This window comes from Mesorhizobium sp. M7A.F.Ca.CA.002.15.2.1 (assembly GCF_003998715.1).
Lineage (GTDB): Bacteria > Pseudomonadota > Alphaproteobacteria > Rhizobiales > Rhizobiaceae > Mesorhizobium > Mesorhizobium ciceri.
Window position 1 is genome coordinate 1 of the sequence record NZ_RZPI01000143.1, and the last position, 9,640, is coordinate 9,640.

A 9,640-nucleotide genomic window follows, 5' to 3' on the forward strand; every position below is an offset into this window, starting at 1 on the left:
GGCTGAAGCATTCCACCCACAATACCAAAGCCCGTCCCGATCCAAAGCGCTTCTAAGCACTCCACCTCAGGCGCAAGGCCGGTTGGCCAGTGCATCTTCTTGGTCCGCCGGAAGAGAACCCCGCCCGACAATAGCTTCATGAGGTCTTGCGCTGCAGTGTCGACCGTAAAAAAGGGCGCGCGAGGCGCCCTTCATTTAAACCGGCAGTCGGGAAGCAGACTTCACTCTGATATTCAAAAGCGGTAGGTGACACCTGCGCCTATCAGCCAGGGATCGAGCTCCGCCTTCCCCGTCAGCTTCGCGCCGGTCACCGTGACGTCGAAGTCCGGCTTCAGGAAAAGCTTCTTCACGTCGAAGTTGAGGCCCCAGTGCTGGTCCACCATGTAGTCGAATCCGACCTGCAGCGCCGTGCCGAACGTGTTCTTCACCTTGAGAGCATCAGCGCTGCCAGTGTCCTGGTTGTAGAAGATCGTGTAGTTCACGCCGGCGCCGACATAAGGCTTGAACGCGCCGAGATCGGTAAAATGGTACTGCAACGTGAGTGTCGGCGGCAGCAGCCAAACTTTGCCGATGTTGCCCAACCCTCCGATCGTCCCTTGGCCCGCGATGTTGGCATAAGTGGTACCGAGTATGAGTTCGGCGGCGATGTTGTCGGTGAAGAAATACGAGATATCGAGTTCCGGCGTCACCGTGTCCGAATACGAAAGACCGGAGCCGGGAAGCGTATCAACGTAGCCCAGATCTTTCGTAACGACGCCCAACGCCCGCAGGCGGACCTGCCAAGGGATTGGCGCTTCGGTGACCGAGGCTCCCGTCTCCGCCAGGACGGTCTCTGCTTGCGCAGGCTCCGCGGCGACGGCCTGCTGTCCCACCATGATCAGGGCCACCGCCGCTGCTGTTGCCCGCGCTACGCCCATTCGCGTTCTCGCCATGAGATTCACTCCTTGATGTTCAGAAAGGATGCACTGCACTATTTCGTCTCCTGCTCGAATGAATTGTTGATGGACCTCAAATGCCCCTCTTGCGTTGCAACGCGTTCCGCCGTCTCCGGAGGGTGATCGTTGAAGCCGATTGCGCTGCGGAGAAAATTGGTGCCTAGACTGATGAATGCGGCTTGCTCCCGATTGTCCTCGCCGCAGCCGTGCCCGCCTGCGCTGGCCTCGTAGAAGTAAGCGGGATAGCCAAGAGCCTGCAGTTTTGCGGCCATCTTGCGCGCATGGCCCGGATGGACGCGGTCGTCGCGTTTCGTGGTGGCGATCAGGATAGGCGGATAGGGCTGTCCCGGCGCTGCGGCGTGATAGGCGGAGATTTCCTTCAGGAAAGCCCAATCGTGAACCTTGTCCGGATCGCCATATTCGTCGATCCAGCTCGCGCCCGCCAAGAGCTTGGTGTAGCGACGCATGTCGATAAGCGGTGCTGTGCAGAACAGAGCCCCGAAATGCTCAGGATAGCGGGTCAGCATGTTTGCGATCAGCAGGCCGCCATTTGAGCCACCCTCGGCGGCAATCCGCCTCGGCAGGGTGATGCCCCTTCGCACGAGGTCGGAGGCAACGGCGGCGAAATCGTCGTGGGCGAGACGCTTGCCCTCCCTGCGCCCGGCTTCGTGCCAGCGGGTGCCGAACTCGCCGCCGCCGCGGATGTTCGCCTCGACACACGTGCCACCGCGCTCGAGCCACAGCTTGCCCAGCGGGGAGTTGTAGTAGGGCAGGAATGATACGCCGAACCCGCCATAAGCGGAAAGGTGAATCGGAGCATCTCCGTTCCCGTTCGCCGGACCAACCTGCGTATAGGGGATCAGCTCATGATCGATAGAGACTGCCTCGTGGCGCGTGACCACCAGTCCGGATGCATCGAAATTCTCCGGGCTGCGCTTCAGGATTGCTGAAGCGCTGAGAGACGGCGCGGCATTCAGATCGAACAGCAAGAGCTGCGGCGGCGTGATCGGATCCTGAGCACAGATCAGGACCTCTCCATTGGTCTCGTGAACTGCCGCATCGAATGACCAGACGTCGACAGTACCTTCGGCGGGCAGGGTGTTCAGGACTCGGCGCGTCCATTCCTGGTGGCCGGGAGTGAACATCTCGAAACGCGGTGCGAGATTGACGAGGTAAGAGATAATGAGCTTCCCGTCATTCCAGAAGAATGACTGCATGGAGCGCCTTTCCCCTGGTTGAAACAGGGTCTCAAAACGGCGTCCGCCGGCGAGGAAAGTGGAAAGCGAGATGACGATCAGCGCGTCGGCGGGATGGGTGGTGCCTCCCACCGTCCAGGGCTTGCGCGGCCTTACCGCCAGCCAGTCGCCGAAGACCCGCCACGACGCGTCGCGAGGAAGATCGATCTGCCTCCTCGGCCCGCTCCTATCGCCGATCCAGCTGATCTTCTCGAAGAAGGCCGGCTGCTCGATGAACCAAAGGCGCTCGCTGCGGCCGGTGCGGTCCGAATGACCAGACACTTGGAAGCTTTCGAACCCGGCCTCGAAGATTGCCGGCGTGGTGAGGGGATCCGCGTCACGCTTCCACAGTCGAACTGTGCGCGCATAGCCGGAGCGGGTGGCCATGCCATTACCAAGCGCACTGGAAAGCAGAAGCGTGTCAGGGTCCAGCCAATTAACGTAGCCTTTGGCCTCGGGGAGGTTGAAGCCGTCGGCGACAAAGCTCAGAGAAATCAGGTCGAATTCGCGATGCACGACCGCGTCGCTGCCGCCGCGCGACAGGCGCAGAACGGCTCTTTCCCGTCTCTCCGGCTCGATGGACGCGCCGTCCCAGATCCAGTCCTCTCCGTCGCTAGCCGCGAGAGCATCCAGATCGAGCAGTAGCTCCCATTGGGGATCCGCCTTCATGTAGGCGGCAAGGGTGGTCCGGCGCCACAGTCCGCGTGGATTACCGTCATCTCGCCAGTAATTGTAGAGGTACTGACTACGGCGCGCGATCAGGGGAAGATTGTCGCGATTGTCGAAAATGGCTGTCAGAGCCGCGCGGTCGCGCTCGAACTGCGTTCCACCGAAGTGCTTCAGAGTCCTTGCCGATTGGCCGGCGGCCCAGGCAAGTGCCCGCTCGCCCTCTACATCTTCAAGCCAGACATAGGGATCGTCGTCGGGAGCATCAAGCGTTGGACGGACATCAAATGCGTTCATGTCCGGACAGCCTTCAGAAAGAAGGGATAGAGGCTTCCGTCGGCTCGGGAACGCTCAGTGTCGGTAGCGGCGCCCACATGTTCGAAAAGCGTGATCATTGATGAGTTCTTCCAGTCGGTGCGGCATCGCAGTGCTTTTGCGCATAGGGCCGCAACCTTCGTGCCAACTGGGAAAATCGTTTCGGAACAATGCGATCGCTCTGGAAGCGTTGTGTCACATGTCCGACATCGTCGAGAATCCGACAACGAGTGCTCCTCCTAATCACCGGATCAACCTCCGGCGCCAGTCGTGGACACTGTGCAGAACTCGAGAAGTGAAGCTCATTGGAGTGAACCTGGTTGACGCCCAACATCTTCGCTCTGGAGCGCTTCACGCACACGGATTCATGGCAGACACCATGATGCGATCGATGCTGTTAGAGACCAAGCTGGCTGCGCCTGTGAGTTTCAGCCGCCAGCTGGAAGCAGCGGAGTTCTGAGGAGAAGGGTGGGGGGCCCAAGCCCTGCCGCAATCTTGGCCTGCACCGTCCCCTTGATTGTTGTGGGTCAACGTCTGCCTGCCCGCTGAATTTGGCACGCCTTACACCTACGTCACGACCAAGACCTTCCTGTTGCACTTCGGCCTCGACACACTGCGGGATTTGCCCGATTTCGAGGCGATTGAGGTTGCCGCGCTGCTCAGCAAGGAGAAGCTGCTGGCGGGCGATACTCCCATCGGGCTGGTGAGTGGTGGAGGAGGTGAGGAGCGACACTCCAAGGCCAGGACGGGCTAGCGCAGCAGATACATGGAAGTAATCGCTTGATATGAGCGGTTGAGAGTCGAATCAGGGAACTATGCGATCACTATCGATAAGAGGTGGCAATATCGATCGTGATTGTATCGGGCCACTCTACGGCGAAGGAGGCGGCAACTTGTGTCTCCGACCCGAAACGATTACCTTGCGGCCATTATGAGCAAGCATTTGGCATCCGTCTTGACGACGTGAACGCGCCCTGCAGCGTACAGCTGGACGACGCGGCGCTGGCCGATTGCTTTGCGGATCTCGATTTGGCCAAGCAGCATCCCGCTCATGTCAGCGCCTTTCTCGGCGAGGTCCCTCTCGCCCAGCAAGTCGAGTTCGCAACCGCGCACCACATTCGCGGTCGACGAGATGAAGGCTTTTGCCGCCAAGTTCTCTGCCTGGTCCGGCGAAAGCTATCCGCTCGCCGCATAATGGCTGGACATGATAGCCGACGCCCGTCCCGAATGGCGGCGGCTTTTTCGTATTATATCGACCTGATCGACAAGATGCGGCGGAACAGGGGTCCACGTGCGATGCGGCCAAAGCGGATCCAGCTCTCGAGCGCGACTACGGGGTAGGTGTGGTCGCTGGAGCCGCGGCCGACCTCGACCTCGCGCCAGCCGGTCTTGCCGCGCAGGGTGACCAGCAGCCCTTGCCGTCAAAAATCTCGATCCAGCTGGCGCCATCGCTGTTGTCGTCGCGCATGACGTCGAGACCGACGATCTCGGAGCGCCGCAGGCCGCCGCCACAGCCCAGGAGCAAAATAGCGCGGTCGCGCAGGCCCTGAGGTCGTGGCCGAGCGTGGCGATCATCGCCAGCAGATCGTCGCCAGGACCGCCTCTTTCTGCCGCGGTGGCTTTGCGTGCTTGCGGCGAATGCCGGCAAGAACCTTATAGATATGCCGCTCCGCGCGGTCCAACGGCCGGCCGCGCTGGGTAAAGTTCCAGGCGAGGCCGGAAAGCCGCCGCTCGATGGTCGCAAACTAAAGGGCAGGGGCGCCACGCTTCGGATCGCCGGCGGCGGTGCCCGAGGCACAGGCGCTGATATTGAGCCTGATCACCTTCGAGCCCGGAGGCAGGGGATCGAAGCCAGCGCGCCGGCACCAGGAGGAAAAATGCCGCCAATCCTTGGGGTAGGCGTCGCGCGTGTTCTCCGAGGTGGCGTTGTAGCCCCTCGCGGTCTCGACCAGTTCCTGGACATGCGCCGGGACTCTTTGAGCCGGGTCTCCATCTCCTTGTAGAGCTTGTCAAGCTCGCCATCGACTGGCTTCAGGTCGTCGATTGAACATTGCGTCATCATAGGCTTTGTGCCTTGTTGTAGCAGGCATCGTCCGTTCGCGCGGCGGACACAGACATCACCGTCGCTGAGCCGAGAACGACGGTAAAAGAAAATGCACTCACTGACTTCATAACCAATCTCTTTTGCGGGTGATTTAGAAACGGACGCCGAGCTTGGCGCTGAACCCGTGTGTCTGGGCATCCGAGGCGATCTGTCCCTGATAGGCGATGCCGAACGTCGCGTTCTCGGTGATGTTTACGTCAAGCCCAGCTTCGAGCAGAGCTGCGTTCTTTGCGATCGGCACGCCCTTGATGGCGAAGGAGGAACCGCCAGCAAAGGCAAGAGCGGTATCCGGCCTGACGTCGCCGAAGGCGTGGCGCCAGCCAAGACCGCCGCGCGCGGTAGCAGTCACGGTGCCGAGGGTCAGTACCGTCGACGCACGCAGACCTAGCGTGGTAAACGCCGTGTCGCTCGAGCGATCCCCGCTCGACAAGGCGGCTGCGCCGCCATTCTCGGTGAAGCCATCGGCGTCAAAATTCACATAAGCGAGATTAGCGTAGGGCTCGAAGGAAGCCGAAGCCGTATTGATACGGTAGCCGAGCTCGCCAAAGGCCTGGAACGTGCCGGCGTCGTAATCGGCCGAAAGGCTGTCGGCGAAGCCTGGAAAGACCACGGACCTGCCGGTCTCGATGCTGTGCCAGGTATAGGCAAGGCCGGAACGAAAACCGAGATTGCCGTTCTGCGTGCCGGCAAAAAGACCGAGATGGTAATTCTCGCTCGAGCCCGACGACGCGCGATCGTCCGCCTCCAAGGAGGTATGGCTGTAGCCGCTGATGAGGCCGAGCCGCCAGCTTTCGCCGACAGCCGCGTCACCGCCAGCCAGAAAGCCGCCTGTCGAGTGATCGAGACCGGCGGCATTGCCGTCGCTGTCGAGATGACCCCAGGCGCCGAAGCCACGGCCCCATACGGCGAAATTCTCACTCGTTGCCGGGGCCAGTTCCAGACCACCCAGCCCATAAGTCATCACCGGAACGCTGGAGGCACCGACGCCGTCGAACGCCGCACGGATCCGTTCGCTCGCGGCATCGCGTACAGAATGACTGTCCTCGATGAGGCCGCTATGAATGGAAGCATGAACCTCGCCTGATAGCATATCGAAAGCGTTGCGGGCTTCCGGCGCCGTCAGGAACAGGATGTTGTCCTGGATCGGATTACCGCTTCCAAGCGCCTGAGCCGCTGCGGCGACCGAGCGTTGATTGAAGGTGCTGGCTACATCGGCAAACGCCGTCGATGTGCGGCTGATATCGAGATAGACATTGTTGGCATCGTAGACGAGCTGGAAATCGACGAAGGGCGTCGCGTCTGTCGCCAGAGCCCCCGTCAGCCCGCCATAGGTGCCGCTTACGCCGCCTGCTGCGGAGAGCAGAGTATATCGGGCATCGACCGATAGCGTTCCCTGCCGCAGCAGCTCGATCTGCGCGCCGCTGTCGATCGCCGCTGCTCCGCCAACATCGATGAGATCGGACGACCTTGCGAGGTCGACCTGATAGATCGATCCGGACTGCTGCGCGAAATCGCCCGTGACAGTCAGTGTGGTGACGATCCTGCTCGGATCGGTCGCACTGCCAGGAGCGACCGTGCCGCCCTCGGAAATGGTGACCGCACCGTAGGTGCCGCCGCCTGCGACGACACCGCCGCTGTTTGCGATAGCCGTGCCCCCGATCTGCCCGTCATTCCCGAGAAAGCCGGACGTGGTCGCATCATGGGAAAGCACACCTGTATCGGCAAGCAGCAATCCCGCGCCGGAACCGACCGTCGTCATGCCGGAAAAATTGTTCTTTCCGCTCAGCGTTTGCACGCCACCGGCAACGAATAGTTTGCCGCCCATATTATTGTTATCAACGTCGAGGTCGTTGATGCTGCCGGCGAACGTGTCGTTCGAATCCGTTAGCACCAGGGTACGCTTGCCCAGTTCGACCGTTCCGCTGCCACTCAGGCTACGAATACGGGCATCGTTGTAGGCGTCGGAGATTCCCCAATAGTCGCTGCCATTTCCATGTTCGGAGATATCGAACGTGCCGTCTGCAACGACTTTCGCTGACCGTTGGATGTTGCCGAGCCCCGCAAGCGAGAGATAGGCATCCTGAGCAATATTCGTCTCGCCGGTGTAGGTGTTGACATTCGTCATCCGGACCACCGTCTTTGTATCAAGCGTCAGCGATCCGGAGCCGGAGACGACACCCGCTATGCCGAACCCGCCCTCATTCCCCATGCTCGTCGTGATCCTGCTCAGACCGGTCCCTTCGGGTGCGGATGAATCGGTAGAGAAGTTGCTGGCAGTGACGAAATGTGACGTATAAGCGGTATACTTCTTCTCCAGATCGAAAATGACCGATCTGTTTTTGAAGAAGTCAAGACCGGCAACAAAACTGGTCTGGTCATTGGGTTGTTCCGTCGTGCCGCTGGTGTAGGTGAAGTCGATATTGTCCAGCCTTACCGGATCGCCATCCGTTCCTGCGATTGTAACGCTCGGGATGTTGCCCGATGCGCTTACGATCTCGCGTTGCTCATTTCTCCGAACATTTTTAAGTTTGACGCCCGCATCCTGAAATTGCTTCAGCATCGCATCACTGATCTCCAGACTGCCACCGCCCGGTGTGCCGGTGTCGAGCAATACCGCGGTCTTGTTGGGGTCGGTGATTGGTGGGGCTCCATCCTTAACCGTGTACTGCAGATTGTAGCTGCCTTCGTATTCGGTCGAGGCATTGGCGCCAGAGCCAGGAAAATTCTGATAAGAATCCTGATCTTTTTCCTCGGGTTCTCCCCATGGCATGGCATTAGTATATTGGGCCCGGAGGCTTGGATTGAGGTTGACAATCGTGCAGGGGGAACAGCCAGGCGTTTGGTCGCTCTCGGAATCCGGATTCACATTGGCGGAGACCACGTAGCCAGACCTGGTGACACTGCCCATCATGCCCCAGACACTTGTCTTGCCAAGAAAATCGCCGGCCCCGAATGTACCTGCGAAATCGCCGCCTTCGTCTGCCATCTTGCCAGCGGTCATTTTCGCCCGCTGCTCCTTATCGGCGTGATAAGGTTCTTGGAGATCCTGACCATACATATCTTTAAGTCCATCCGTCACGGATCCCGGCGTGCACTTAAGATTGTTGTCCTTGCAATACGCATGGGTATAGACAAAATCGAGAATGCGAGCAGCCCGGTATTTCTTATCGCTTACAGACGGCCCGTCGATTGTTATCTTTTGATCTGGATCGACATATGTAAATTTATCAATTTCCACGTTCTGAAGCTTATTACCATACGTTCCGTCCCCGTACGTATATACGTAAGGCGTGTCGGCAATCGGGCGGACCCCGGTCACCTCTGACCCGATCTGCGTGTTGAGCTGGTCCGAGCCCGTGTCGAATACGTATCGCTGCGCGTTGCCATTGTTGATCTTGGCCCAGATGCCCAGGCGGTCATGGCCTTCCCCGACATACTCCAGCGGGATCGAAATCGGGTCGTCGGCCAACGCTTCTCCAGTTGGAAATGCTACCAGACCCACCCCGAGAGACACAGCCGGCAGGAATACCGTCGTCATCGCGGTGGTTGCCGCCAGAAAGTTCTTTGTCCTGAAACAAGCCTGCATACCTGGTCCTCGAAAAAGTCTCGCAAACTGATTGTTCATTGGAACGGCCTCCTGAATTGTTTAACGAGACCCTTTATGGCGGCCCTGGCTGACAACAGCCTGAAAGCTGCAAGCGGCCTGCGAGAATGGGGCGATCCTGAATGACGACAGGTGCTGTCAACAATGGATGAGTGCTCGGCCTGAAAGCTGAGCACGCTTTATGCTCAGGCTGCTGACAAGGCCAAAGCAGCGTAAGTGCGGAGTGAAATCCAAGGTCCACATGGGTCGTCGCGCTTCCCGTGCGCCTGGGAAGGCGCCGGCCCGGCCAAGCTTTCCCAGATCGTCCGGATGGCGCACAAGATACCGGTTCAGGTCGATCGAGATGGAGGCCGAGGCGTATGCCAAGGCGGTCGACTGCCTGACGAAAGATCAGAATGCGTCGCTGGCGCTCTACGATTTCCGCCGGCAGCGAGCTCAGCTCCTGCCGGGCATCCGTGTTTACTGGCGACGAGACACAAGATGTGCCCAAATTGCCACCAGACCGTCACCTGCGATGAGTTTCGGCAACTGATTTTGTCCTTTCAATCGTCGCCACTTCCTGGCCGCGGCCAACATGGGCCACTCGAAGGCAGCAGACTGGCGGCTATATGGACGGGCTGTGAGCCCGCACCGGAGACATTGGCGAAATCTACGATCTCTATAGCAACGTCAAGGAGAAGCGCGAGGTGTTGCAGATGTGGTCAAATCACATCGAATGGCTGATCAAGCAGGCTGCGGATGACGCTCTGGCGGCGTAGCTGCTGGCATGGGCGGAAGATGC

Annotated in this window: 5 protein-coding genes and 2 pseudogenes; 2 read left to right on the plus strand and 5 right to left on the minus strand. The window is 59.6% G+C overall.

Annotation, left to right across the window (positions count from 1 at the left end; genetic code table 11):
• Positions 1–233: 233 nt before the first annotated feature.
• Positions 234–932, minus strand: a complete 699-nt coding sequence (locus ENZ74_RS11040) for an OmpW family protein (RefSeq protein ID WP_063169295.1) — start codon at positions 930–932, stop codon at positions 234–236.
• A gap of 38 nt (positions 933–970) precedes the next feature.
• Positions 971–3,133, minus strand: a complete 2,163-nt coding sequence (locus tag ENZ74_RS11045) for a prolyl oligopeptidase family serine peptidase (protein ID WP_082826571.1) — start codon at positions 3,131–3,133, stop codon at positions 971–973.
• Between the two features lie 217 nt (positions 3,134–3,350).
• Here ENZ74_RS11045 and ENZ74_RS11050 point away from each other — a divergent pair, with 217 nt between their 5' ends.
• Both ENZ74_RS11050 and ENZ74_RS11055 read left to right on the plus strand, forming a co-directional pair.
• The gene (locus ENZ74_RS11050; RefSeq protein ID WP_095769041.1) at positions 3,351–3,611 is read left to right on the plus strand and encodes a hypothetical protein; all 261 of its coding nucleotides are present in this window, start codon (positions 3,351–3,353) and stop codon (positions 3,609–3,611) included.
• Positions 3,612–3,704: 93 nt separating this feature from the next.
• Positions 3,705–3,905, plus strand: a pseudogene (locus ENZ74_RS11055) (SMC-Scp complex subunit ScpB); the annotation flags it as partial.
• Between the two features lie 161 nt (positions 3,906–4,066).
• On the opposite strand, the gene ENZ74_RS34385 reads toward ENZ74_RS11055, so the two are convergent.
• The 3 genes and pseudogenes from ENZ74_RS34385 to ENZ74_RS11070 form a co-directional block, all read right to left on the minus strand.
• Complete coding sequence (locus ENZ74_RS34385; protein WP_063169293.1) at positions 4,067–4,303, minus strand: hypothetical protein; 237 nt, start codon at positions 4,301–4,303, stop codon at positions 4,067–4,069.
• Between the two features lie 116 nt (positions 4,304–4,419).
• Positions 4,420–5,103: pseudogene (locus tag ENZ74_RS35070) on the minus strand (integrase); the annotation flags it as partial.
• A 243-nt stretch (positions 5,104–5,346) separates the two neighbouring features.
• Complete coding sequence (locus ENZ74_RS11070) at positions 5,347–8,880, minus strand: autotransporter domain-containing protein (RefSeq protein WP_082826570.1); 3,534 nt, start codon at positions 8,878–8,880, stop codon at positions 5,347–5,349.
• Positions 8,881–9,640 lie beyond the last annotated feature (760 nt).

Excerpts from the sequence above, each read along its gene's own strand:
- ENZ74_RS11040 (WP_063169295.1), bottom strand. The coding sequence starts at position 932 with ATGGCGAGAACGCGAATGGGCGTAGCGCGGGCAACAGCAGCGGCGGTG.
- ENZ74_RS11045 (WP_082826571.1), bottom strand. The coding sequence starts at position 3,133 with ATGAACGCATTTGATGTCCGTCCAACGCTTGATGCTCCCGACGACGAT.
- ENZ74_RS11050 (WP_095769041.1), top strand. The coding sequence starts at position 3,351 with ATGTCCGACATCGTCGAGAATCCGACAACGAGTGCTCCTCCTAATCAC.
- ENZ74_RS11070 (WP_082826570.1), bottom strand. The coding sequence starts at position 8,880 with ATGAACAATCAGTTTGCGAGACTTTTTCGAGGACCAGGTATGCAGGCT.